Below are 24,313 nucleotides of genomic sequence, written 5' to 3'. Positions count from 1 at the left end.
TATCACTTACCGATTTTTCACAGTTTTAACCGTTCAGGAATTACCCTCGCACATCCATTTCCATTACAGTAGATGACAGTTTCTTTACTCTGATAAACAACGGTTATCGGTCTCGCTATGTCATTTCAGATTAAATTCCATCAAATTCGGGCGTTTGTAGAAGTGGCGCGTCAGGGCAGCATTCGCGGTGCCAGCAGAACGCTGAATCTCTCGCAGCCTGCGCTAACCAAATCGATCAAGGAGCTCGAGGAGGGCATGGCGGCACAGCTTTTTATTCGTCGCAGCAAGGGCGTGGCGTTAACCGAATGCGGTGAGGGGTTTTATCATCGCGCTAATTTGATTCTGGAAGAGCTGCGCGCCGCGCAGGACGACATCCGTCAGCGGCAGGGAGAGCTGGCCGGGCAGATCAACATTGGGATGGGGGCCAGTATTTCACGCAGCTTAATGCCGTCGGTGATCACTCGCTTTCATTCGCAGCATCCGCAGGTCAAAGTGCGAATTATGGAAGGGCAGCTGGTATCAATGATTAATGAATTACGGCAGGGAGAGCTGGATTTCACTATCAATACGTATTATCAGGGTCCGTACGATCATGAATTTACGTTTGAAAAACTCTTTGAAAAACCGTTCGCAGTATTTTGTCGGGAAGGCCACCCGGCGACAGGGGCTAAATCAATTAGCGAGCTACTTCATTATAACTGGACCATGCCGACGCCGCGGGGAAGTTATTATAAGCAGCTGGAGGATGTGTTTAGCCACCGCTCGCAAATACCGCGAATCGGCGTTGTGTGTGAAACATTTTCCTCCTGCATTAGCCTCGTGGCGCAAAGCGATTTTTTGAGTATTCTTCCGCAGGAGTTGGGCTGCGACCCGCTGCTGGCGCACCGACTGGTGATGCTGCCGGTTGTCGAGTCGCTTCCTAAAGCAGCCTATTATTTAATTCAGCGGCGAGATGCTCGTCAAACGCCGCTGGCGGAGTCATTAATTACGCAATTCAGACGGGAAGCCCGTAAAATAATTTCAGCGTAAAATAGAATAATAAAAAAACAGAGTCTGCCCGACATCAGACAGACCCTATAGTACACACAGCAGTGCATCCATTCACGGACCCTACGTGTTATATCCATTGGCAGGTTGATTTAGTTATAACAGTTTTCTCCAAAAAGGAAAGGCGGCAAAGCGATTGATTACACAATTTTTTAACGTAAATCATTTATTTAATCATTGCTGAAATTTCACTTAAGTAGCGTTTACTTTTTAATCCATTTATATTTTATATATTAGCGTCTACTATTTGCCCATATCCCCGTGATTGAGGCTCAGGCTGGGCGCGGGTATAGTATCCCCTCTGACGTAGCTGGAGGATTTCCATGAACCCTGACGACAAATCACTTTTTCTTGACGCCATGGAAGATGTCCAGCCCCTGAAACGCTGCACGGATATCCACTGGCAGCAGAGCCGCAATACCCGGGCTCGTCAGGAGATTGATACCGAGCAGCTCGACAACTTTCTGACCCTGGGTTTTCTCGAACTGATGCCGCTTGAAGAGCCGCTGATGTTCCAGCGTGATGGGGTACAGCAGGGGGTATTTGAGAAGCTGCGTTCCGGTAAATATTCGCGTCAGGCCAGCCTGACGCTGCTGCGCCAGCCTGCGGAGGCCTGCCGTCAGATGCTGTATACCTTCATTCGCCAGGCCGAACGCGAGGGATTACGTAACCTCATTATTGTTCATGGCAAAGGACGCGAGCAGAAGTCACACCCCAACGTGGTGCGCAGCTATCTTGCGCGCTGGTTGACCGAATTCGACGAGGTGCAGGCTTTTTGCGAAGCAAAACCCCACCATGGCGGCAGCGGGGCGTGCTACGTTTCACTGCGCAAATCTGATGATGCAAAGCAAGAAAACTGGGAACGACACGCCAAGCGCAGCCGCTAAGGGATGCTACAGGCGGGCGAAACAATCGCCCGCCCGTCACTCAGAAGGTTTCCCAGTTTCCGTCCGTCGTGCTCGCGCCTGCCGCTGTCGGGCGCAACAGCTGCGGCGTTTTGACATTTTTCGTACGTGGAGACGCGCTCTCTTTTGCGTTGAGGCGGAATGCCGCCACGGCCTGACGCAGCTGCTCGGACTGGTCTTCCAGCGCAGCGGCCGCCGTTGCGGACTCCTGTACCAGGGCGGCGTTTTGCTGGGTGACGCTGTCCATCTGCGACACGGCCAGGCTGACCTGCTCAATGCCGCGGCTTTGCTCGTCGGACGCTGACGAAATCTCGCCCATGATGTCGGTCACGCGCGTGACCGCCGCAACGATCTCTTTCATGGTTGCGCCAGCCTCGCTCACCTGGTCAGAACCGGTATTTACCCGGCTGACGGAGTTCTCAATCAGCCCTTTGATCTCTTTGGCGGCCTGCGCGCTGCGGCTGGCCAGGGTACGCACTTCACCCGCAACGACCGCAAATCCGCGGCCCTGTTCTCCGGCGCGCGCGGCTTCAACCGCGGCGTTGAGTGCCAGGATGTTGGTCTGGAAGGCGATACTGTCGATGACGCCCGTAATGTGTGCGATTTGCTGCGAACTGTCGGCGATATCATTCATCGTGCGCACAACGTTATCCACCACCTGACCGCCGCGCGCGGCCGTTTCGGAGGCATTTTTTGCCAGCAGCGTTGCCTGACGGGCATTATCGGAGTTCTGTTTGACGGTCGCCGTCAGCTCTTCCATGCTTGCGGCGGTCTCTTCCAGCGAGGCGGCCTGCTGTTCGGTACGGGCAGAGAGATCGTTGCTTCCCGCGGCAATTTCACCCGCGCCCGTATAGATAGAATCGGTACTGCCGCGCACGGCGCTGACGGTGCTCACCAGCGAGGTCTGCATCTCATGCAGACCGGCTGCCAGCTGGCCCATTTCGTTACGGCCGGAGATATCGACGCTGTGCGTCAGATCGCCGCTTGCGATGGTGCGGATGTGGTTCATGATGGTTTTGAGCGGCTTCAGCAGGAGATGCTGTAAACCCTGCCAGATCACCACCAGCACGGCGATAACGGCCAGGAAAATGCCCGCCAGCGTCCACTGCATCTGGGTAAAGCTGCTCTGGTTCTCTTCGGTTGCGGCTTTCAGCAGGGTGTTGTTTTCGGCGCGCCAGCGGTTATAAACCGCCTCCATATCGTCCTGCGCCTGCTGGGCGTCCAGGTCACCATACGCCTGGTAATTGTCTGCGCGCAGATACTCAATCGACAGACGCATCACCTCGTGCATCTGATTCCAGGATTTCTGCATCTCGTCGGTCAACGCCGCGTTTTGGCCGTTAATCTGCGGCATTTCCTGCCAGGCTTTGCTGTAGGCCTCCGCTTTCGCCAGCGAATCGCCTGCCGTGCCGAGCAGCTTGTTGATCGCCGCAAGCGATGCCGGGTCGCGCTGGTTTTTCAGGTAGCGTATTGCCACGCGGGTGACGGTAACGCGGGTTTTCACCAGCGTATTGACGCTATCGCTCAGGCTCTCCTGTTGGGCATTGAGCACCCCGGAGTTCTGAAAGTTATGACGATCGTTATTGACGGCAGAGTAGAACAACCCTCCCGTGACAATTTGCAGCAGACAGAATATGGTGAGAGCAAAGAGAATACCGGTAATCACGTGCAGATTTTTCAGCATAGCGGTCGTCCATAAGAGAAGATGCAGGGGTTACTCAACTACTATCGTCGTAGCGAAATTAAACTTTAATTTAACTATTGCTTAACTAATGGTTCCGTCGCGAACCCGTTGTAAATCCAAATCATTTTTTATGAGGAAGGTCGACATGAGCAGCATTGATAAAAGCGGAACGTATACGCTTGGCGCGCATACGGTTAAACGACTGGGCTATGGTGCAATGCAGCTTGCCGGGCCGGGCGTTTTTGGCCCGCCGAAGGACAAAAGTGCCGCGCTGGCGGTGCTGCGTGAGGCCGTGGCGTCTGGGGTGAACCACATTGATACCAGTGATTTTTACGGGCCGCATATTACCAATCAGCTTATCGCCGAGGCGCTGCATCCGTATCGGGACGATCTGACCATCGTGACCAAGATCGGGGCCCGACGCGGTGATGATGCCTCCTGGCTGCCGGCGTTTTCGCCGCAGGAACTGACGCAGGCGGTACATGACAACCTGCGGAATCTGAAGCTGGAGGCGCTGGACGTGGTTAACCTGCGGATCATGTTTAGCGCCCACGGGCCCGCGGAAGGATCGATTGCAGAGCCGCTGTCGACGCTGGCGGAGCTGCAGCAGCAGGGGCTGGTGCGCCACATTGGGCTAAGTAACGTTACCGACGCTCAGGTTGCCGAAGCGCAAAAGATGGTGTCCGTGGTGTGTGTGCAGAACATGTACAACATTGTGAATCGTGGGGATGATGCCCTGGTCGATACGCTGGCACAGCAGGGCATTGCGTACGTGCCGTTCTTCCCGCTGGGCGGTTTTACGCCGCTGCAGTCTTCCGGCCTGCAGGCGGTGGCAGACTCGCTGGGCGCAACGCCGATGCAGGTCGCGCTGGCGTGGCTGCTGCAACGCTCCCCGAATATCCTGCTGATCCCGGGAACATCCTCCGTGGCGCATTTACGGCAAAATCTGGCGGCGGCCGAGTGCGTATTGCCGCCTGATGCGGTCGCGACGCTGAATGCGCTGATCGACTAATCACAGCATGCAGAAAGCCCGAAGGGATCTTCCGGGCTTTCTGCCCCCATCCGGCTGCTCTGCATGTGCATCGCTAACGCCTCTGCCACGATTTCCTGCTTGCTTTTGCGCGTCTCATACGCGGTGATCCTGATGTATTCCATCAGGGCGGGATCGATGCGGGCGCTCAACATCTTCAGGTCAGCCTCTTTTGCTAAACCGCGTGCCACACGCTTATCAGGATAATCACGGGCTGGCATAGGAAACGCTCTCCAAAAATAGTCTTGTTAATTCGTGCTGTGAAATATGCGGTGAGTTGATTTAAAAGTCAATGCATAGTGATTGTGTAGTGATGAAATTTTTTAATATTGCTTTCTTTGAAAGTCAGTAATAAGTGATTTGATGTTGATTTTTATATGACTTTAAGAAGACAAGCGATACGGGCGCGTTTGCAGGTGACCTCACGGCAAGAGATGTTATGATGAAAGAGGATGTAAAAGCGCGGCTTAGCTCAGTTCTGACGGCATCACTGAGCTGCTGTTGTGACGGCGATGATCGGATCGTGAGGGGACGAATATGGATTTTAACGCAGTGAAGTTACAGGCTATAACCGCGCCACAGGGATTTTCAAATGTGCCGCCCGTGCCGCTTTCGGACGCAACCATTCAGACGCGTAAAGACAAACTACTCGCAGGCATGCGCGCTGAAGGGTTTGACGCGCTGGTCATTTATGCTGACAAAGAGCACGGCAGCAATTTTGAATACCTGACCGGCTTTATTCCCCGTTTTGAAGAAGGACTGTTGATTCTCGAGAAGAGCGGGGCGGCGAGCGTTATTCTCGGCAACGAAAATCTCAAGATGGCGGCGCACTCGCGTATCCCCGTCACGCTAAAGCACAGTCCTTACTTCTCATTACCCAATCAGCCCATGGAGAATGAAAAACCGCTGGAAGTGTTGTTCGGCGAGCTGGGGCTACCCGCCATGAGCCGTATCGGCCTCGTGGGCTGGAAAATGTTTACCTCTGCCCGCGCGGAGAATAAGCGCTTCTTTGATTTACCCGCTTTTATTGTTGATGCCATCCGCAACAGCGTCCCGGCGACGGCCGTTCTTGAAAACGCGGCGCATATTTTCATCGGTGGGGATAACGGCGCGCGCATCACTAATACCGCCAACGAAATCGCCCATTATGAGTACGGTGCGAATCTTGCTTCAACCTGCATGCTTAACGCGATGAACGCCGTCGAGCCGGGTATTCGCGAAGTGGATCTGGCGGGCTATCTTACCGGGGAAGGACAGTACAATACGGTGGTCACAATCGCGGCCGCCGGGCAGCGCTTTGAAAACGCCAACCTCTATCCGACCTGGAAACCGATACAGCGCGGCCAGCCGCTTTCTATGACCACCGGATTTAAGGGCGGCTTATCCAGCCGAACCGGGTTTGTTATTGCAGACGAAAGCGAACTGCCGGAAACGCAAAAAGATTATCTCGACCGTGTGGCAAAACCCTATTTCGCGGCGGTAGTGACCTGGCTTGAAAATATTCATATTGGCATGCCTGGCGGAGAGATCTATTCCTTAATCGAGTCCGTGTTGCCTCAAGAAAAATATGGCTGGCACCTGAACCCGGGCCATCTCAGCGCGGACGAAGAGTGGATGTCATCGCCCATTTTTGAACATTCCGCGCAGACGTTGAAAAGCGGTATGATCCTGCAGATTGACATCATTCCGTCCGTTAAGGGCTATACCGGTACCAGCGCTGAGGAGAGCGTTGCGCTGGCGGATCGGGCGCTTCAGGCGGACATTGCCCGCGCCTATCCTGAACTGTGGGCGCGTATTGAAACGCGTAAACGGTACCTTACGGATGTCCTGAATATTGCGCTGAGCGACGACGTTATCCCGCTCTCCAGTACGGTTGCGTATTTGCGACCTTTCTTCCTCGCGAAGGATAACGCCTTCACCTGTTAACCCTTTCTGAAAATCTATGGCAAAGCGCATGGTTATTTTTAACGTTGTCGACCATGCTCTTTGTACTTATATCACTCCGTTCGGTAGAGACGTTAATGCGCAATGTCCTGGTCCCCGCCGTTGCCGCCGTGGCTCTCCTGATGATGGGCATTTTTATTCTCAGCACGCAGCTCTGGTATTCCGCGCGAGTCGATAGCCTCGCGGGGGCCCGCTATGCCGTAAAAAATATGGATGCCATTCTTGCCGAAGCGCGCGACGCGACCCGTAAAGCGGCTGAAATTGCGGAGAGCGGGTGCGGCGTGGAAGGACAATACCAGCTCGGTGCTGAAGCGGCCCTGCAGCCTCATCTAAGAACGATATTTATTATGAAACAGGAAAAAATATGGTGCTCATCCCTGTCGGGTAACCATATTTTGCTGATTAACGCCGGCGCATTGCCCGAGTCACCCCTGCTGCTTGTGTCGGCTAAAAGTACGGTGAATGGGCTGCCGGTTCTGGTTTATCAGACGGTATTTGATGGCAATCGTATTGTGGTCACCATCAGCGATCGTCATATCCGGGACGCGCTGGATACGGCATTAAAGAGCGTGACCTATACATTACGGGTGGGCGACGCCGTCATCGGCACGTCCGGAGATATCGCCACGGTAAGCGAGGAAAGTCATCTCCGCGGGCACGTGAAGGCCACAGGCTATCCTTACAGTATTGAGTACAACTTCCCCCCGTTATTTAGCCTGCAGAGACTGCTTCATCAGGGCGGCGGCATTTTGCTGTTTTTGCTGTTGATCGCCTGCCTTGCCGCTTACGTCATGTATAAATACCTGAACAAAAATACGCTGCCTGAAGAGTCGCTGCGCAGCGCGATTGCCAGGGGAGAAATCGTTCCGTTTTACCAGCCCGTCGTCAACGGCAGAGAAGGGACGCTGCGCGGTATTGAGGTGCTGGCACGGTGGAAGCACCCGAAAGCGGGATTTATCTCTCCGTCGACCTTTATCCCGATTGCGGAAAAATCAGGGCTGATTGTGTCACTCACGCAAAGCCTGATGGTGCAGGTGGTGACGCAGATGAACGCCATCGCCACGAAGCTGCCTGAAGGTTTTCATATCGGGATTAACTTTAGCGCGTCCCACATCGCGACGCCCACGTTTGTGGCGGAGTGCCTGAAATATAAAAACAGCTTCGTCAGAAAAGATCTGAACCTGGTCATTGAGGTAACAGAGCGGGAGCCTTTAGATATTGACGAGCATCTCGTTCAGACCCTTAACGCGCTGCATGAGAACGGTTTTGCCATTGCTCTGGATGACTTTGGTACCGGCTATTCAGGGCTCTCTTATCTGCACGATCTGCATATTGACTACATCAAGATTGACCATAGCTTTGTGAGCCGGGTCAATGAGCATCAAGACTCCACCCGGATCCTTGACTGCGTGCTGGATCTGGCGCGCAAGCTCTCCATCAGCATTGTGGCGGAAGGGGTGGAGACGCAGGCGCAGCTGGATTACCTCAACCGGAACAACATCGTATTCCAGCAGGGGTACTACTTTTTTAAACCGGTTCCTTTTACGGAGCTGGTGCACATTTTGCTGTCGAAGCCAAAGGTGAAGGTAAGGGTGGAGTAGTTCATGTGTATTTAAAGTGCGCAATCACGCTATACGCCTTAAAAATTTACAAAACGATTAATCCTCATAGCAAGATAGACTTACAGACGAAGCGGTTACAGGATAACCAGGCTGTATCCCTGCGGAAGCTTGATCGGTTCCTCGGTTAAAACTACTGTATATAAAAACAGTATTGAGGGCGTATCATGATCTTTTCCAGACCTGCAGAGCTACGTAAAATTATGGCCATTCCGCTTTTCAGCGATGTCGTGCAGTGTGGGTTTCCCAGCCCTGCCGCGGACTACGTTGAACAGCGTATTGATTTAAATGAGCTATTAATCGCTCATCCCAGCTCCACCTACTTTGTGAAAGCCGCCGGAGACTCGATGATCGAAGGGGGCATCCATAACGGCGATCTGCTGGTGGTGGACAGTTCCCGCACGGCCGTGCATGGCGACATCGTCATTGCTGCCGTTGACGGTGATTTTACCGTTAAGCGCCTGCAGCTACGCCCGACCATTCAGCTCAACCCGATGAACAGCGCCTATTCACCGATTGTGGTGAGCTGCGAAGATACGCTCGATATCTTTGGCGTGGTCACCTGGATTGTGAAGTCGACGAGCTGACCATGTTTGCGCTGTGTGATGTGAACTCATTCTATGCCTCATGCGAGACGGCGTTCAGGCCGGATTTGAAAGGGCGACCGGTCGTCGTTCTGTCAAATAACGACGGATGCGTTATTGCGCGTTCTGCGGAAGCGAAAGCCGCGGGTATTGTCATGGGGGCGCCGTACTTCAAGCAAAAGGATCTGTTCCGGCGCCACGGCGTGGTCTGCTTTAGCAGCAACTACGAGCTGTATGCCGATATGTCTAACCGCGTGATGACCCTTCTTGAAGAGATGTCTCCCCGGGTGGAAATCTACAGTATCGATGAGGCGTTTTGCGACCTGACGGGCGTTCGCCATTGCAGGGATCTCACCGAATTCGGCAAAGAGATCCGGGCGACGATTTTAAAACGGACGCGCCTGACGGTGGGAGTGGGGATCGCTCAGACAAAAACCCTGGCAAAGCTTGCCAACCATGCGGCAAAAAAATGGCAGCATCAGACGGGGGGCGTCGTGGATTTATCCAACCTAGCGCGCCAGAGAAAGCTGATGGCCGTGCTGCCCGTTGATGAGGTGTGGGGCATTGGCCGTCGCATCAGTAAAAAGCTGGACGCTATGGGCATTAAGACGGTGCTCGACCTGGCTGACACGCACACCTCGATGATCCGTAAGCACTTCAGCGTGGTGCTGGAGAGAACGGTGCGGGAGCTGCGCGGCGAGCCCTGCCTGGAGCTGGAGGAGTTTGCGCCCGCGAAGCAGGAGATTATCTGTAGCCGGTCATTCGGCGACCGCGTCACGGAGTATGAGCAGGTGCGCCAGGCGATCTGTGCTTATGCGACGCGAGGTGCAGAAAAACTGCGGGGCGAACACCAGTACTGCCGTCATATTTCGGCATTTGTGAAAACCTCGCCATTCGCACTGAATGAGCCTTATTACGGCAACAGTGCCGCGGTCAGCCTGATGATACCCACGCAGGACACGCGGGAAATTATCAGTGCGGCGACACGGTGCCTGGATGTCATCTGGAAGGACGGGCATCGGTATCAAAAAGCGGGAATTATGCTCGGGGATTTCTTCAGCCAGGGTATTGCCCAGCTAAACCTTTTCGATGAAAACGCGCCGCGGGCCGATAGCGATACGTTGATGGCGGTGCTGGACCGCCTGAATGCGAAAGAAGGCAAGGGGACGTTGTTCTTTGCCGGGCAGGGCATCCAGCAGCAATGGCAGATGAAGCGTGAGATGCTCTCACCCCGCTACACGACGCGCTTCTCGGATCTCCTCAAGGTGATTGGGTAGATCGCTACGCGGGTTATTTTTTGCGAAATAGCGCCGTGGCCGCCGCCGCCATCACGCCGATCAGCGGCATCTGTCCGGCACCTGCGAGAAAGTTGTCGCGATCTATCTGGTTATTTCGACGAATATCGGCAAAGCGGGCAAGAGCGCTTTTTTCATCAACGGCGCTGACCTCCTCGAACTGCTTTTCAAACCCCTGAGCCGTTAACTGAGCGGCGCTGCCTGCGTCAGTTCTCTCCAGCGCAACGTATTGCTGACCTTTTTGATAGAAACAGTAATCCGGCATAAGGACTCCAGAATGAGTGGGGCGACTGGAATACTGTATTCGCTGTGGTTGGAAATTGCACTGGGTTTATGAGGGGATATTGGCTTGCGGGCAGCAGCGGACGTGATGATCTCATCGGCCTTCAGAATAACCAGAGCAGTGGGGAAAGATATAGCCTCTTATACAATTTGTTTTTCTGTATTTGTTATATGGCGAAAGGCAGTTTATATGGCATAAAAGTGCTAAACGAACATCCAGTGGAACAACCTCATGTCGCTTTTTGACCTTAGAACCGAAGCTCACGCATTACCGGAGGCCTGGAGGTCTCGGGTATTAGGGCGTGTTGGAACCGCGAATCTCAAAATTTTACGCATGGATGAACGCTCGGTTATTGAAGAGGTACATGACTATGACGAAGGGCTGCTGGTTATTGACGGACGTCTGGAACTCAGCGTGAAAGGCACAAAAATCTCCGTAACGTCTGGCCAGCTTTACGTTGCCAAAGCGGGCATTCCTCATACGGTGGAAACCGGCAGCTATGGCACACTGGTCATTATAGATTTGCCCGAAACGTAAGCTGCCCGCTTTGTGCGAAACGCGGACTTAACCCTGTTATATTCATCGCCTGACCTGAGCGGGTAATGCATACTATTGACGATCGAGGACGGGATCATCGCTACCCCAGCTGCTATTCGAGCATCGCGGGGTTGCCTCTCAGCCAGAAAGAAGCAAACGCGCCAGAGTCACGATGAAGCAGTTCGCCCTGGTCTCAAACTGCCTCATACCGTTGTATATTCGTGCAGCCTTCACCTCACGGTTAACTCATCCACGACCTCCGCGACGCGCTTGACGCTGCGAATATTTCCGATGCCCGTCCCGAGTGAGATATAGCCTTCATCAGTATTACCCTCCAGCATACCAATACGCAGGCCACGCAGCCCTCCCATTGCTTTCCCTAATTCCTCGCGACTTGCACCACTTTTGTCCATAGAGACGAGCGTTTCTGCCAGCCTGCCCGGCAGCGAGCGGTAATAGTGTGGAAGCGTGCGATACAGCAATAAATCCAGCCCGTTTGCGGCAAGGATTTTCTCCTTGACTGACATCGGCACGCGGTTCTCTTCGGTTCCGATAAAGACCGAACCGGCGAATACCCCTTCCGCACCGAGCGCGTGCGCCGCTTTTGCGGTACGGCTGTCGGTAATGCCGCCTGCAGCCATGACGGGAACGCTCACCACGGCGTCGGCAATCAGCGGCACAATCGAAAAGGTCCCCAGGGCGGTACCCGGCAGAGTCCCGCCCTCGTCAAAACCGGTAGCAACGATGATGTCGGCTCCGGCCTCTTCTGCAAGGCGGGTATTCTCAGGCGTCGGATTGATATCCCGGTAAATTATGGCAATGCCGGCCGCCTTTAACTCGTCGAACAACTCAGGTATGACGGCCCCTTCACCGTAACCGGTGTAAACCACGGCGCTGACACCTTCTTCTTTTATCACCTGCAAAATAGGTGGCGTCCAGACGTCATTTTCAGGCGTAGGGATCAGGTTTACGCCAAAAGGCTTCTCGGTCAGTTTTTTTGTTTTGCGAATTTCTTCGCGCATTTTTTCCGCCGTTTCTTCTGGCGTGGAAACGGCAGTTTCAGCGGTTAAGCCAGCATTAGGACCCAGCACGCCCAGTCCGCCAGCATGACTTACGGCGGCGACTAACCGGGCATCGGTTAGCCAGGATAACGGCCCCTGGATGACGGGTTTTTCTATACCGAGGATTTGACAGATACGATTATTCTTCATGGTTAAATGTCCTTCACAGTGGCTGGCGACACGATGAGCCGCCTAATGTTTGCTGCCGCTAACGGCGTAATGGATGAAGGCAAGTGTAAGCAGGAATATTGTTCGGAAAAATAGCCAAAATGATTCATCACTGTTATAAAATCAGTAACAATCATTAAAGATACGGGTAGCAGACCTCGTCAGGCGGTCAGCACTGAGAGGGTGGTTATGCAAATAAATCTTTTTGAATCTATTAGAATTTTTATTGAAATTGTGGAAGCAGGCAGTTTTACTCAGGCGGCAGAGAACCTGCGCATTCACCGTCCCGCCGTGACCAAAGCGTTACAGCTGCTTGAACAGCACTGCGGCACGCGTTTAATGCAGCGCACGACGCGGCGGATCGATCTCACGCCTGACGGGGAAGCGTTCTATCGTCGGAGTAAACCGCTTCTGGCACAGGCAGACGAATTGCTGGAATCGATCAGCAGCGAACGCGTGCTGCACGGCCAGTTGCGCGTAGATATGCCCATCGCGCTTGCAGCGCTGCTGGTTATCCCCAGACTCCCTGAGTTTTATAGCAAGTATCCTGACATTGAAATCGTTCTCAGTAGTTCCGACCGCCGCCGGGATATGCTCCGGGATGGTCTGGACTGCATACTGCGGGTAGGAGAACTGGATGACAGTGACTATGTCCCTCACAGGATGGGCAATATCAAGATGACGACCTGCGCCAGCCCCGGCTATATTGCCTTACACGGCATGCCTGAAACGCTGGAGAATTTGAGGGAACATCAGGCTATTAACTGGGTTAACAGCAACAGCAGGCGAACTATGCCCTGGACCTTTACGACGCCAGAAGGGCCCCGGGAAATTACGCTTTCAGGTAAACTTGTCGTGGATAACTCTGAAGCATACGTTGCGGCGGGCCTGGCAGGACTGGGGTTAGTTCAGGGTATGAATGTTTTTTTAAAACCTTATCTCGACAGCGGCCAGCTTGTTGAGGTTTTACCCGGCAACCCGTCTCCTGACCGTAAACTGACCCTTCTTTATCCGCATCGGCATCTTTCTCATAAAGTCCGGGTATTTACCGAATGGTTGGAAAGGTTATTGTAAAAATAGCGGTGACCTCAGACGTCATCCTTACGCAGTGCCCTGAATCACAGATATCACACTTTGCTACTCGTTTGATAAACGCTTTTGAGCGTATAAATGTATACTCCTATGAGAATTCATTTTCGTCAGCTGAGATAAACTGACCGGCTGTCCAGCTTTCTTAAGGATAATCACCATGCCTAAAACCAAAGCACTGCCTCGCTGGCAAAATGCCGACCCCCGCTATATCTATTCATTGGTGGCCAGACGTTATTTCTCCGAAATGAAAACAAAGGTTGAAATTGCAGAGGAGCTGGGCGTTTCGCGCTTTAAAGTAGCCCGATTGATTGATGAAGCTATAGAACAAGAATACGTAAAATTCATCTTTCCGAAGCAGCAGGCGCTCGATGAAGAAATTGCCCGCAACCTCTGTGAAAAATACAGCCTTACGGACGCTGTGGTCCTTCCCGCGTCTGAGGCCTGGTCTACTCAGGAGCAGCTGAATGTGAAGCTGGGTGGGATTACCGCAAATTATCTGAGTGAAACACTGCAGGAAGGTATGAAATTTGGAATGGCCTGGGGGAGGGTATTGTCCAGTACCGTTAGCCAGCTTGTTTCATTGCCCTCGCTGGATGTTGTGCAGCTCTCTGGGGTTCACCCGGGTATTGAGTTCAGCCAGGGCCCGATAGATCTGATTCATAAAATAGCCGCAATTTCACACGGTAAAGCGCACCCAATGTACGTTCCCATGTGGGTCGATGATGAGAGTCTCGCCCGGAAGCTAGCTGACGATCAGGCGGTCCTGGATACCCAGAAATTCTATTCCTGCATGGATGTCGTGATCACCGGCATTGGGGCCTGGAAAACGGGCTCATCCAGTCTCTGTGACATCTTCCCGACAGCCTGGCGTGAGTCGCTCATGCAGCAGGATATTGCCGCGGATGTGTGCGTTACCCTGGTCAGTAGCGAAGGAGAAATACTGGACAGCCCCATGAACCGACTGGGCTTTGGCATTACGACAGAGCAGTTAAGAGCGACAAAAAAAGTCATTGGGGTCGCGGGCGGTGAGGAGAAGTATGAGGGCATTGTTGCCTCATTGAAATCCGGACTTCTGAACGTGCTGATAACGGACTTTGATACGGCCATCAAGCTACTGGACTGATGGCCGCTTCTGCAGAATAACGGCGCTGATATCACTCAATATCGGCGTGGCGAGCTTTCATCGTATGGTGAGTTTCGTGGAGGTTTCTCATCAACGCTAGCACAATGCTGTCATACGTCAGCAGACAGGCTTGCTCAAACAGGGAACCCATAGGCTGAACGCTATCACCGGCAGGGATCGTCAGTATACAGTCAGCCAGGCCCGCCAGGGTTGAGTTTGGTGAAGTGGTAATCAGTGCTATCTGTACCCCATTTTTCTTGGCAATATTCACCTGATTAATCAGACGCTGGGTTTCGCCAGAGCCGGAACCCACAATCATCAGGTCCCCTTCGTGTGAATGTGGGGAGCTGATTTCACCCACAACGCTGACCGACATTCCGAGATGCATCAGTCGGTTAGCCAAAGCGTTAATCATCTGGCCTGACCGACCGGCGCCAGTGAGAAAAATATGGTTTGCAGTGGTAATAGCATTAATAACCGCGTTGTATTCCTGCCCATCGATTTTGCCCGTGAGCGCAGAGAGTTCGTTCATAACGAGTGAGTAATTTTTCATCGTGTCATTCTTTCTGGAAAAAAGGCAGATACTTGCGTATCTGCCTTTGATTGATCAGGATGCGGAGAGCATCTCTTCGACGTACTTGCCGACTTCGTGCGTTTTAAGATTACGGCACGACTCAATGAAAGAGAGATCCTGGAAAAGGGTGAAAAGGCGACGTAGTACAGACATATGCTGATCGCTGGTGGCGAAAGCGAGGTTGAACATGATGCTGCATTCAACAGTCAGGTCAGCGTCTTCCATCTGCCCAAACTCCACGCCTTGGTCAAAACGAACAATGCTAATGCTGTTGGTCTTCACCAGGGTGTAATCAGCATGTGGGATAGCAATCCCCTGGCCATTCGCCATCATTAAACCAGTTGGATAGGTTTTTTCACGAACCAGACAAGCACGGATGTACTCAGGCGTGATGTAGTCTTTATCCAGCAGTTTCTGGCCGGCAAACTCGATAGCGGCCTGCCAGTCAGTGATAGTACCTTCAACGTCGTTGACCAAAATTTCGAGTTTCATCATTCACCTACTTCAACATTTCTTCTTTAACAGCATCAAAGATTTCGTCTTCACCCAGACCCGTTAACAGGCCTGCGCCAACAATGACGCGAGTCGTGATGCCCGGGTTGTCCAGCTTGGTGGAAGAGACAACCAGGTCATACCCGTTAAAGGTGTCGGTGGTACACGCCATCAGCGACGATTTATCAACCTGAGCGTCAATTTTCTGTTCTTTCAGGAAGTCCTGAAGGACAGAAACCATGATGGAGGAGGATGCAATACCGTTACCGCATACGACTAAGATCTTTTTCATTTTCAATTCCTTCTAAAGGGTTTAAGCCGTTTTTTCTGCTTCAGTCTGTAACTGACGGCGTGATTTTTGTTTAAGCAGGTATCCCACTGATAGCAGCAGAACAGCAGCAAGAACATAACCTACAATGCCCACATGGCTGAGTGCAGCAAAGAGGCCGGTGAAGGGGTTAGCTGATGGATTAAGGGATGAATACATCACGCTTGCATCAGGATTGGTACCAAACTTCTGGAACACTTCGTTGGTAGCCGGAGCCATCCAGGATGCGATGTAAAGACCGCCGCCGAACAGGATGATTGACGTGACCCAGGTACGGATTATGTTGCCGTTGAACACGGGCACCATGCACGCAATAAAGAACACGAACTGTGACAGGTCACCCAGTGGCATCACGCGGTTACCCGGCAAAACGACTGCAAGGATAACAATCACGGGGATCAGAAGGAGTGCAGGAGCGATGACCGATGGATGACCAACAATCAATGCCGTATCCATACCGACGGTGATTTCGCGATCCGGGAAGCGTTTTACCAGCTTCTTACGAGCAACGTTAGATAATGGAACCAGGCCTTCCATCATAATGGAGGTCATCCGTGGGAGCAGAAGCATAACGGCTGCAAGATACATCCCCAGCTGAAGGCTGGCAATAATGGTATGGTACGGTGATTCCCAGCCATAACCGCAGAAGCCCAGCAGGATGCCGATGATAAACCCGACCATCGTTGGGTCGCCGAGAATACCGAAGCGTTTTTGAATACTTTCAGCGGTTACGTTGAGGTTACGGAAACCTGGGATACGATCGTATACCCAGTTGAACGGATAAGCGAAAAGCAGATAGGTATTCGCGACGGGGTGCGAAATAGCTACGCCTTTAGGAAGATTGAAGAACTGCTCGTTCTTTTTCGCGCCCAGGTCTGCGGCAATCAGGGCCCAGACGTGGAACAGTGCAGCAGTCAAAACGCCGTACAGGAAACTACCGGAATAAGCTCCGACAATGGCCCCCATTGAGGCATTCTGGTGCAGGTTAAATACGTCAACGTTAACGCAGTCCGTCAAACGTGCGACCAGCATAGCAATGTTCACCGCTACGCAAAGTGGGATAATAATGGCTCCCATGCTTGAGCCGAAGCCCATGACGGCTGTTGCCGCACCCCCCACGTCAATGGCACTAAGAGATGACCCAGTGGCTTCAGCAAGACCGGTGACCGCAGGCTGCATTTTTTCCAGCATTAACATGATGGTCATGGTTAATGCAATAAAGCCAATTCCAACTTTAATGGCTGATGAAATACATTCGGACAGCGGACGGCCCAAAAGCTTCATCAGAATAAGGAAAATGATGGGTATAAAAATAAAGTTACCCAGGTCGTTGATAAACTGTGTGATAAGTTCCATTTTTTAGCCCTCAGAGCGCTCATCATCTGGTCTGAAACCCATATTCCAGCGAACGTTATCCGGTTTTGTCAGTAACGCATTGTCGCTGCGTTCAGCTTCCAGAAGGTTCTTTTTGGAATTCTCTCTTGCTGTGGCAAAGTCGAAAGGATTGTCATACCACCCGTCTACGATCATTTTGGTGTACTCAAGATCGTTAACCCGGCAACCAAGACCAATAATCTGCGCATTGTTACTCAAACGAGCACGTTTTGCTGAGTATGGGTTCGTGACAGCAACAGCACGGATACCCCAGTGCTTATTCACCTGACAGGTGAACCCGATGCCGGTCCCGCAGATATAAATACCTAAGCGGCATTCGTCACGCTGGATAACGCAGGCCATTTCATCAGCCAGACGGGCGAAGTTATTGGCTCCGTCTTCTTTGGTCTTAACCGGATCGTAAACAACCTCTGCATTTTTTTCTTCTACGAGATATTTTTTGATCTCCTCCTTTCGAGCAAACCCCACATCGTCGCACGCTATAGCAATTTTCGTTTTCATTTAACCACCCCATTAGTAACTTAAGCCAAGTATGATGTTGGTAAATGTTGGTTGTCAACTGAGATCAATGTCACAAAAATCATAACTAATTGATATTTAAGATATTAAAAACCAATAAAAACAAATAATAACTAAGAGGGGGAATATCAGGATGAGGCGGGGTCGCTAAAAATACGAGAGTTCTCGTAACAGAATGACAAGATCTCAAATTAAAAATACATTTAAATCAATAGGTTGCTATTTATTGGGCTTTTGGTTGTGATGTGGTGGTGTTACAGACTTTTCCCGAATATAGGGCCCTGGCGTTGGCCGTTGTTTGCTTTTGTTGGCATCTTCTGTGCTATGCTCTCAAGCAAATCACTCGCTTAACTGTGCCGGAGGAAGGATGTACCTGGTTGAAGAAAGGAGAAAACTGATCCTTGAAGAGATTATCTCGGCAGGTACCGTGTATGTCAGCGACCTGGCGAAAAAGTACGAAGTTACCTATGAAACGATAAGAAAAGATCTGACAAATCTTGAGAAGAAAGGACTGCTGGTCAAAAGCCATGGCGGAGCGACGCTCAGACAAGGTGCGATTGAACATACCTTCCAGGTCAGGGAAAAAGAGAATAGTTCATTCAAACAGGCTATAGCCAGGAAAGCCCTTGAGTATATCCCGCCAAACAGTTCGATGATAATTGGTACCGGTAGTTCCAATTACGAACTGGCCAATTTATTGTGCATGAAATCTGGCTTCAAAATCTTCACGGACTCATTACCCGTGGCCAGCGTTCTCATTGAGTCTGACAATCAGGTCTTTCTCTTTGGCGGTGAGTTGAGGAAAAAAAGTTCCTCTGTGTTTGGCGGATGGGCTGTTTCGATGATCAATGATATCAGCGTCGATTTATGCTTCATCGGTACAGACGGCTTCAGCAAAATGGGGGGGCCGTCAACGCCTTCATCCTCAGATGCATTCCTGGATCGGACAATCATTGCCCGCTCCGAGAAAAAATACATACTAGGCGACTATACCAAATTTCAGCGGAGCAGCCTGTTTAAGATTTGCGACTGGTCGGAAATCACTGCGCTTATTACCAATGAAATTGCTGATAAAGAGGGTATTGCAGAAGTATCAACGTTCACTACGGTCATAACGTGCTGAAATTACGTTCTTAGGCGGCGAGTCACGCCGCCGTCAACGCTTACTCATCATCACGTCATCACATCATTGCTCATAAGAGCGACCCGTCATCGAGTATGTCGTTAACTCCCCTAATGTCACCTGCGTCGTAAAATCTTAGTTAAATCAATGCATTAATTTTAATGTTATTTATTTAAAACTGCGCTGATGCTCATATGAGCATAAATTATAATGCCCTTGTGTGATTTATTGTGATCGGCTTCTCTCTTTTGAAACCTGTTCCGCTCGCCCCATAAGCGATGTGCTATAAATGCTCATATGATAAATCAAAAGCTCACATGAGCATTGCATGTGGAGTGATGGGAGGAAGAGGTGGGTAAGATTACAGTGAATGTTGCGGACGGTGCCGCATATAAAGATTACGATGAAGTCCTGCAGCATATTCATGCAGCGCAGACTGCCGCAGGAATCGTTAAGGACACCTATCTTGAAGCGCTTCGTGAGCGTGAAGCTGATTATCCAACCGGCATCCAGCTTGACGGCTATTCTGTTGCGATTCCGCATTGTGACAGCCAGCACGCAATAAGCCCTGCCGTCTATATAATCCGACTACCGGAAGCTATTGAAGTTAAGGAAGCTGATGGAGATGGAAAGCTGTGGGTCAATCTGGTCATTAACTTAGTCGTCACTGACCCAGGCGATCAGCTGCAGTTGCTGAAAGCTCTTTTTAACCATCTCCAGACGGTTGATTTTTACGAGAAGCTACTTTCACTTAAAACGGAAGAAGCTAAAGCAATGTTCATCAACACCATAATTAAATAACAAATACCCGGAGTATTATTATGATTACTATCCTCGTAGCCTGCGGCAGCGGCGTTGCCACATCAACATTAGCCGCTGATGAAGTTAAATCAGTTTGTGCAGAATATGGTATCGCAAACTTTAAAATCAACAAATGCAGTATGTCTGAGTTATCTTCAGAAATGCAAAGTGCAGATGTTGTGCTAACGACCAATAACTATAAAGGTGATATTGGTAAGCCACATATGAGTGTTGCCGGATTCATTACCGGAATTAACGAAGCGGCGCTCCGTCAGAAATTAGGTGCATTATTAACTGAGATCGCCAGAAACTAAAATCTGGTAAAAACGGGGATGGTTAAATGGAAATGTTAAAAAGCATCATGTTTACCATTACAAGCATGGGCGCCACAGCAATATTGCCGCTTGTTATTTTCCTTTTAGGTTTGGTTTTTCGTATGCGAGTCGGTGCTGCCATAAAATCTGGTATCACCGTTGGTATTGGTTTCATCGGTCTTGGGCTGGTGGTTGGTCTTTTGAATACCTCATTACATCCGGCAATTGAGTATTATTCTAAAGTCGGGAGCGGCTTCACCGTGGCCGATATTGGATGGCCTGCAGTAGGCGCAGCCGCATGGGTCGCTCCTTTTGCCGCAATGGTTATTCCTCTCGGTATTATCCTTAACCTGATACTGGTTCGTCTTAAGCTGACCAAAACGCTGAACGTCGATATCTGGAACTACATGCACTTCCTGGTTCCCGGAGCGCTGGCATATTTTGTTTTTGACAGCTTCTTCCTGGGGCTGGGAGTTGCCGTAGCGTTGAGCGTTGTCGCATTGTTCGTGGGTGACCTGATCGCGCCACGATGGCAGAAATACTACGGGCTGGAAGGGACGACATGCACCACGATGATTCATATTGGCTGGACGCTGCCTTTCGCCTGGGTGGTCAATAAAATCATTGATTACATTCCAGGCCTGAACAAGCTGGATATGGATCTAGAAAGTGTCCAGAAACGCCTGGGTGTATTCGGTGAGCCTGCAATTATTGGTGTCATTGTCGGTTGCCTTCTGGGCTTATTAACCAGGCAGCCGATTACAACTATTGTGCCGATGGCAATGGGGGTGGCGGGTGTTATGGTATTGCTGCCAAAGGTGGTTGGCGTACTGATGGAAGGGCTTAACCCGATTGGCAAGAGCGCGAAAGAAATTATGCAAAAGCAGATGGGCAAAGATGCTCAGCTTAATATCGGTATGGACTGCGCCCTTGCGCTGGGCGATCCGGCAACAGTAACGGTCACCGTTATTACTATCCCGCTCACTATGCTTTGTGCGCTGGTATTGCCGGGTATTCAGATTTTCCCAATCGGCGTTTTAATGTCGATTATTTACATGACAACCATGACAGTTATGGTTAGCAATGGGAACGTCATCCGCTCAATTATCTCCACCTTACTTTTCTGTGTAGTGGTTATGTACCTTGGTGGATATGTAGCGCCGGGAGCGACACAGTTCCTTAATGGTGCTGGCGTTGGTCTGAATGGACAGGGAACGGACTTCGTATTAACCGGCCCTTGGGAGATTCTGACCTACTGGTTGAGCACGATTACTCACTAATTCATGGGGTTAAGTACAATGGCACAAATATTACCATCAATCTTTGGTGCAAACCTATTACGCTTGCAGGACGAAATCCAGTTTCTTGAGGCGGAGAAAACTGAGATCCTGCATGTGGATTTAATGGATGGAACTTACGTCAGTAATATCGCTTTTGGCCCGAACCAGATTGCCGCAATGAAAAAGGCAAGTTCCATGATGTTCGATGTTCATATGATGCTGGCAAATCCAGAACGACATATAGATGATGTCATCAATACTGGAGCCGAAATGATTTCAGTGCACTATGAATCCACCCCTCATGTGCATTTTATTCTTCAGAAAATTAAGAAGGCAGGGCGTAAGGCCGGTATAGTATTAAACCCAGCCACTCCTGACAGCGTAATCGAATACCTCCTGGATGATATCGATTATATTCTTATTATGACCATAAACCCCGGTCAGCCAGGTCAGACATTTATTGAGAAAAGTCTGGAGAAAATAAGAAACACTAAAAAATTAATTGCAGGGCGCAACATTAAGATTGAAGTCGATGGTGGCGTTAACGCTGAAATTGCGAAAAAGGTTAAAGAAGCCGGTGCCGATTTGATCGTCGTGGGTGGTGCATTATTCAATAGCAATCCAAAAGAAAGTTATGAATCATTAAGAGCATCAATTCAGTAAACGATAGCAATCTGAACGTCTGCCAAATTTATGTAATAACCAGTTAATTACCTACATGGGGAGGTAAGCCTCCCCGTTGTTAAAAAACGTTAGGAGTAGATGGGAATGAGTAATTTCGAAGGTAAAGTCGCATTAATAACAGGCGGAGCGCACGGCATTGGGAAAGGTATTGCCAGGCAATTTGCAGAACGCGGTGCGCATACTGTCATCGTTGATTACAACGAAGAGAACGGAAAGAAAACGGCCGCTGAACTGACGTTTGATAATGTGAGTTCCTTATTTATCAAAACAGATGTATCCGACCCACAGGCTTTGAATAATGTGCGAGAAAAAGTTTTTGAGACTTTTGGCCGTATCGACATTTTAGTTCTTAATGCTGGCGTGGCGTTTGCGAACAAGGTAAGTGATATTACCTTTGAAGAATGGAATAAAACGATCGCTATCAACCTGACCGGTCTGTTTAATACCGTGAAGGCGTTCTACAACGATTTCACCACGAACAGCGGTTCTATCGTTTATATCTCTTCAGGTTCTGCACTGTCTGGTACCGGTGGCGGGGTGAGTTACCCGGCAAGTAAAGCTGGCGGTGAAGGGTTGATTCGCGGTCTCGCCAAGGAGCTGGGGCCAAAAGGGGTAAATGTTAACGCTATCGCACCTCGGCTCATTGATACCGGCGAAATGATGCGCGTTAACTACCCAACCCAGGCGGACCTTGATGCTGTACTGCAAAAAATCCCGGTTCGTCGCCTTGGTACCATTGATGACGTTGCCAATCTTGCGATTTTCCTGGCTGATAAAGACAACTCCTACATTCAGGGTCAGACAATTTTGATGGATGGCGGCCGTACCATTGCATAACAGAAGGAAGAACATATGAGCGTTCAACAGAACACGTTTACTATTTTGGGCGAACTTCAGCAAAATGCTTTAAAAATTGACGACGTTCAGGCAGAGCAGTTTATTGCTCAGATTAAAAACGCCAGACATATTTTTCTGCAGGGTGCGGGACGAAGCGGTATTGCAATCCGCGCGTTTGCAAACAGACTGCTACATCTTGGGTTTTCAGTCAGCGTCATAGGCGATATTTCCACGCCTCATACCCAGGATGGGGATCTGGTGATCATCGGTTCCGGAAGCGGAGAGACGGGTAGTCTTGTTAGTCTGGCGAAGAAGGCCGATTCCTGCGGGGTAAATGTAGCGCTCGTCACGATGAAAGCGGAATCAACAATCGGCAAACTGGCCAGCAGCATTCTTGTACTGCCTGGCACGGTGAAAGAAGATAATGGCCGTGAAGAGGGCTCTTTTTCTCAACCAATGGGTTCCGCTTTTGAGCAGCTGTGCTTTATAACCTATGATGCAATCGTGCTTGAGCTGATGTCCCGTCTTGGTGAAACAAGTGACACAATGTTCCAGCGACATGCAAATCTTGAGTGAGCCCAATAAAACGTCCCTTTGGGGACGTTTTATTGGGCTAAAGGCGTGGGTTTCGTCTGCATGTGAATAAAGAATGACTCTCTACAGGTATTAACCATGTATGGAAGCGTTTCATGATTTTGCGAAATCCTGAATATTTCTCAACATCGGCGCGTCCGGAAGCCAGGCATTGCGCGAAGCTGCAGCATATAGCGCTTTTCTGGCGGCGGTATGACGCTGAATTGCACCTATAATCGCTACTCTAAAAGCGCAGCAACTATCAGCCTCAGCGGCGTCTGGCAGACTGCCTTGACAGACATACTCCCCATAGTGAAAAATGCTGTATATTAAAACAGTATTCATGGAGAGCTTGTATGTTCGTCGAACTGGTTTACGACAAACGAAATGTTGAGGGACTGGCCGGTGCCAGAGAGATCATCCTGGACGAGCTAACCCGGCGAGTCCACCGCATTTTTCCGGATGCAGAGGTGAAGGTGAAGCCGATGCAGGCGAACGGCTTGAACAGCGATGCGAGTAAAAGCGATCGTGAAAAGCTGAACCGCATGTTAGAAGAGATGTTTGAAGAGGCCGAGATGTGGCTGGTGGCAGACTAAGCGCCTGAAGAGGAAACGTTCATGCACTCACATCCATTACGCCAGATAATAGAAGCCTGCGATACAGCCATATCGACGAAAAACTATGACGCGCTTATGGCGTACTATTCTGAAGATGCGGCGCTGGTGGTAAAACCCGGCATGATAGTGAAAGGGAAAGAGAATATCCGCAAAGCGTTTATGGCTATATCGGACTATTTTCAGGATCGGCTTATCGTGGAGCAAGGGGAGATGCAGGTGATAGAGGGGGCGGTAATGCGCTCGTTATCATGGAAACCGTGCTGAGTTTCCCGGATGGTCAAAACGGAACCCTTCGAACAACGCGCCGCGCAACATACGTGTTTCGCCAGGAAAGCGACGACCGCTGGCTCTGTACCATCGACAACTCTTATGGCACGTCGCTTCTGGATACGGAGTAGCGTTTA

27 protein-coding genes and 1 pseudogene are annotated in these 24,313 nt (G+C 50.7%); 19 read left to right on the top strand and 9 right to left on the bottom strand.

Features of this window, described 5'->3' with window-relative positions; all coding sequences use genetic code 11:
• Window positions 1-117 precede the first annotated feature (117 nt).
• Both D5067_RS12825 and smrA read left to right on the top strand, forming a co-directional pair.
• The gene (locus D5067_RS12825; protein ID WP_119934455.1) at window positions 118-1,029 is read left to right on the top strand and encodes a LysR family transcriptional regulator; all 912 of its coding nucleotides are present in this window, start codon (window positions 118-120) and stop codon (window positions 1,027-1,029) included.
• A gap of 341 nt (window positions 1,030-1,370) precedes the next feature.
• A complete protein-coding gene (gene smrA / locus D5067_RS12820; RefSeq protein ID WP_119934454.1) occupies window positions 1,371-1,934 on the top strand; it encodes a DNA endonuclease SmrA in 564 nt (187 codons plus the stop codon).
• 40 nt (window positions 1,935-1,974) lie between these two features.
• Here the strand turns inward: smrA and tcp are convergent, their stop codons facing one another.
• Window positions 1,975-3,636, bottom strand: a complete 1,662-nt coding sequence (tcp, locus tag D5067_RS12815) for a methyl-accepting chemotaxis citrate transducer (RefSeq protein WP_119934453.1) — start codon at window positions 3,634-3,636, stop codon at window positions 1,975-1,977.
• 145 nt (window positions 3,637-3,781) lie between these two features.
• On the opposite strand from tcp, the gene D5067_RS12810 reads away from it, so the two are divergent.
• Window positions 3,782-4,648: an aldo/keto reductase family oxidoreductase gene (locus tag D5067_RS12810; protein WP_119934452.1), complete on the top strand. Its 867-nt coding sequence runs from the start codon at window positions 3,782-3,784 to the stop codon at window positions 4,646-4,648.
• On the opposite strand, the gene D5067_RS12805 is transcribed toward D5067_RS12810, so the two are convergent.
• Window positions 4,645-4,887 carry a hypothetical protein gene (locus D5067_RS12805; protein ID WP_119934451.1) on the bottom strand — a complete coding sequence of 81 codons (243 nt, stop codon included), beginning with the start codon at window positions 4,885-4,887 and terminating at the stop codon, window positions 4,645-4,647. The genes D5067_RS12810 and D5067_RS12805 overlap by 4 nt on opposite strands.
• A 316-nt stretch (window positions 4,888-5,203) precedes the next feature.
• On the opposite strand from D5067_RS12805, the gene D5067_RS12800 reads away from it, so the two are divergent.
• From D5067_RS12800 to D5067_RS12785, 4 genes are all read left to right on the top strand, one after another.
• Window positions 5,204-6,592 carry a M24 family metallopeptidase gene (locus D5067_RS12800; RefSeq protein ID WP_119934450.1) on the top strand — a complete coding sequence of 463 codons (1,389 nt, stop codon included), beginning with the start codon at window positions 5,204-5,206 and terminating at the stop codon, window positions 6,590-6,592.
• 95 nt (window positions 6,593-6,687) lie between these two features.
• On the top strand, window positions 6,688-8,211 hold the full coding sequence (gene pdeG / locus D5067_RS12795; RefSeq protein WP_119934449.1) for a cyclic di-3',5'-guanosine monophosphate phosphodiesterase PdeG: 1,524 nt from the start codon (window positions 6,688-6,690) through the stop codon (window positions 8,209-8,211).
• Between the two features lie 185 nt (window positions 8,212-8,396).
• Window positions 8,397-8,816 carry a translesion error-prone DNA polymerase V autoproteolytic subunit gene (locus D5067_RS12790; protein WP_119934448.1) on the top strand — a complete coding sequence of 140 codons (420 nt, stop codon included), beginning with the start codon at window positions 8,397-8,399 and terminating at the stop codon, window positions 8,814-8,816.
• Between the two features lie 2 nt (window positions 8,817-8,818).
• Window positions 8,819-10,090, top strand: a complete 1,272-nt coding sequence (locus tag D5067_RS12785) for a Y-family DNA polymerase (protein WP_119934447.1) — start codon at window positions 8,819-8,821, stop codon at window positions 10,088-10,090.
• Window positions 10,091-10,103: 13 nt separating this feature from the next.
• Here the strand turns inward: D5067_RS12785 and D5067_RS12780 are convergent, their stop codons facing one another.
• Window positions 10,104-10,373 (bottom strand): hypothetical protein, encoded by a 270-nt coding sequence (locus tag D5067_RS12780; protein WP_119934446.1) that lies wholly within the window; start codon window positions 10,371-10,373, stop codon window positions 10,104-10,106.
• Between the two features lie 249 nt (window positions 10,374-10,622).
• On the opposite strand from D5067_RS12780, the gene D5067_RS12775 reads away from it, so the two are divergent.
• Window positions 10,623-10,928 (top strand): cupin domain-containing protein, encoded by a 306-nt coding sequence (locus tag D5067_RS12775; protein ID WP_119934445.1) that lies wholly within the window; start codon window positions 10,623-10,625, stop codon window positions 10,926-10,928.
• Between the two features lie 230 nt (window positions 10,929-11,158).
• Here D5067_RS12775 and D5067_RS12770 read toward each other — a convergent pair whose 3' ends face one another.
• A complete protein-coding gene (locus tag D5067_RS12770) occupies window positions 11,159-12,139 on the bottom strand; it encodes an NAD(P)H-dependent flavin oxidoreductase (RefSeq protein ID WP_119934444.1) in 981 nt (326 codons plus the stop codon).
• A 207-nt stretch (window positions 12,140-12,346) separates the two neighbouring features.
• Between D5067_RS12770 and D5067_RS12765 the strand changes: the two genes are divergently transcribed.
• Window positions 12,347-13,231, top strand: coding sequence for a LysR family transcriptional regulator (locus D5067_RS12765; RefSeq protein ID WP_119934443.1), 885 nt, complete (start codon window positions 12,347-12,349; stop codon window positions 13,229-13,231).
• A 175-nt stretch (window positions 13,232-13,406) separates the two neighbouring features.
• The gene (locus D5067_RS12760; protein WP_119934442.1) at window positions 13,407-14,372 is read left to right on the top strand and encodes a sugar-binding transcriptional regulator; all 966 of its coding nucleotides are present in this window, start codon (window positions 13,407-13,409) and stop codon (window positions 14,370-14,372) included.
• A 31-nt stretch (window positions 14,373-14,403) separates the two neighbouring features.
• On the opposite strand, the gene hxlB (D5067_RS12755) is transcribed toward D5067_RS12760, so the two are convergent.
• Genes hxlB (D5067_RS12755) through D5067_RS12735 form a run of 5 tightly spaced genes read right to left on the bottom strand, consistent with a single transcriptional unit; the run spans window position 14,404 to window position 17,662 of the window.
• Window positions 14,404-14,925 (bottom strand): 6-phospho-3-hexuloisomerase, encoded by a 522-nt coding sequence (gene hxlB, locus D5067_RS12755; RefSeq protein ID WP_119934441.1) that lies wholly within the window; start codon window positions 14,923-14,925, stop codon window positions 14,404-14,406.
• Between the two features lie 54 nt (window positions 14,926-14,979).
• Window positions 14,980-15,438 carry a PTS sugar transporter subunit IIA gene (locus D5067_RS12750; RefSeq protein WP_119935433.1) on the bottom strand — a complete coding sequence of 153 codons (459 nt, stop codon included), beginning with the start codon at window positions 15,436-15,438 and terminating at the stop codon, window positions 14,980-14,982.
• Window positions 15,439-15,445: 7 nt separating this feature from the next.
• Complete coding sequence (locus D5067_RS12745) at window positions 15,446-15,730, bottom strand: PTS sugar transporter subunit IIB (RefSeq protein ID WP_119934440.1); 285 nt, start codon at window positions 15,728-15,730, stop codon at window positions 15,446-15,448.
• Window positions 15,731-15,751: 21 nt separating this feature from the next.
• Window positions 15,752-17,122 carry a PTS galactitol transporter subunit IIC gene (locus D5067_RS12740; RefSeq protein ID WP_119934439.1) on the bottom strand — a complete coding sequence of 457 codons (1,371 nt, stop codon included), beginning with the start codon at window positions 17,120-17,122 and terminating at the stop codon, window positions 15,752-15,754.
• Window positions 17,123-17,125: 3 nt separating this feature from the next.
• Entirely contained in the window at window positions 17,126-17,662 is a 537-nt protein-coding gene (locus D5067_RS12735) for an RpiB/LacA/LacB family sugar-phosphate isomerase (protein ID WP_119934438.1), read from the bottom strand.
• Between the two features lie 385 nt (window positions 17,663-18,047).
• On the opposite strand from D5067_RS12735, the gene D5067_RS12730 reads away from it, so the two are divergent.
• The 9 genes and pseudogenes from D5067_RS12730 to D5067_RS12690 all read left to right on the top strand — a co-directional run bounded on the left by D5067_RS12730 (window position 18,048) and on the right by D5067_RS12690 (window position 24,307).
• On the top strand, window positions 18,048-18,803 hold the full coding sequence (locus tag D5067_RS12730) for a DeoR/GlpR family DNA-binding transcription regulator (protein ID WP_119934437.1): 756 nt from the start codon (window positions 18,048-18,050) through the stop codon (window positions 18,801-18,803).
• 351 nt (window positions 18,804-19,154) lie between these two features.
• Window positions 19,155-19,604 carry a PTS galactitol transporter subunit IIA gene (gene gatA, locus D5067_RS12725; protein ID WP_119934436.1) on the top strand — a complete coding sequence of 150 codons (450 nt, stop codon included), beginning with the start codon at window positions 19,155-19,157 and terminating at the stop codon, window positions 19,602-19,604.
• Between the two features lie 20 nt (window positions 19,605-19,624).
• A complete protein-coding gene (locus D5067_RS12720; protein WP_119934435.1) occupies window positions 19,625-19,918 on the top strand; it encodes a PTS sugar transporter subunit IIB in 294 nt (97 codons plus the stop codon).
• 26 nt (window positions 19,919-19,944) lie between these two features.
• Complete coding sequence (locus tag D5067_RS12715) at window positions 19,945-21,198, top strand: PTS transporter subunit IIC (RefSeq protein ID WP_119934434.1); 1,254 nt, start codon at window positions 19,945-19,947, stop codon at window positions 21,196-21,198.
• An 18-nt stretch (window positions 21,199-21,216) separates the two neighbouring features.
• The gene (gene rpe / locus D5067_RS12710) at window positions 21,217-21,861 is read left to right on the top strand and encodes a ribulose-phosphate 3-epimerase (protein WP_119934433.1); all 645 of its coding nucleotides are present in this window, start codon (window positions 21,217-21,219) and stop codon (window positions 21,859-21,861) included.
• 105 nt (window positions 21,862-21,966) lie between these two features.
• Window positions 21,967-22,719, top strand: coding sequence for an SDR family NAD(P)-dependent oxidoreductase (locus D5067_RS12705; protein WP_119934432.1), 753 nt, complete (start codon window positions 21,967-21,969; stop codon window positions 22,717-22,719).
• 15 nt (window positions 22,720-22,734) lie between these two features.
• Window positions 22,735-23,295 carry a 6-phospho-3-hexuloisomerase gene (hxlB, locus tag D5067_RS12700; protein WP_119934431.1) on the top strand — a complete coding sequence of 187 codons (561 nt, stop codon included), beginning with the start codon at window positions 22,735-22,737 and terminating at the stop codon, window positions 23,293-23,295.
• A 353-nt stretch (window positions 23,296-23,648) separates the two neighbouring features.
• Entirely contained in the window at window positions 23,649-23,888 is a 240-nt protein-coding gene (locus tag D5067_RS12695) for a DinI family protein (RefSeq protein ID WP_119934430.1), read from the top strand.
• A 21-nt stretch (window positions 23,889-23,909) separates the two neighbouring features.
• A pseudogene (locus D5067_RS12690) lies at window positions 23,910-24,307 on the top strand (YybH family protein).
• The last annotated feature ends 6 nt before the right edge of the window (window positions 24,308-24,313 follow it).

This window comes from Enterobacter huaxiensis, assembly GCF_003594935.2.
In the GTDB taxonomy this organism is placed as follows: Bacteria; Pseudomonadota; Gammaproteobacteria; order Enterobacterales; family Enterobacteriaceae; genus Enterobacter; species Enterobacter huaxiensis.
Note: the sequence above shows the minus strand (reverse complement) of the source record. Positions and strands in the feature narration are given on the sequence as shown.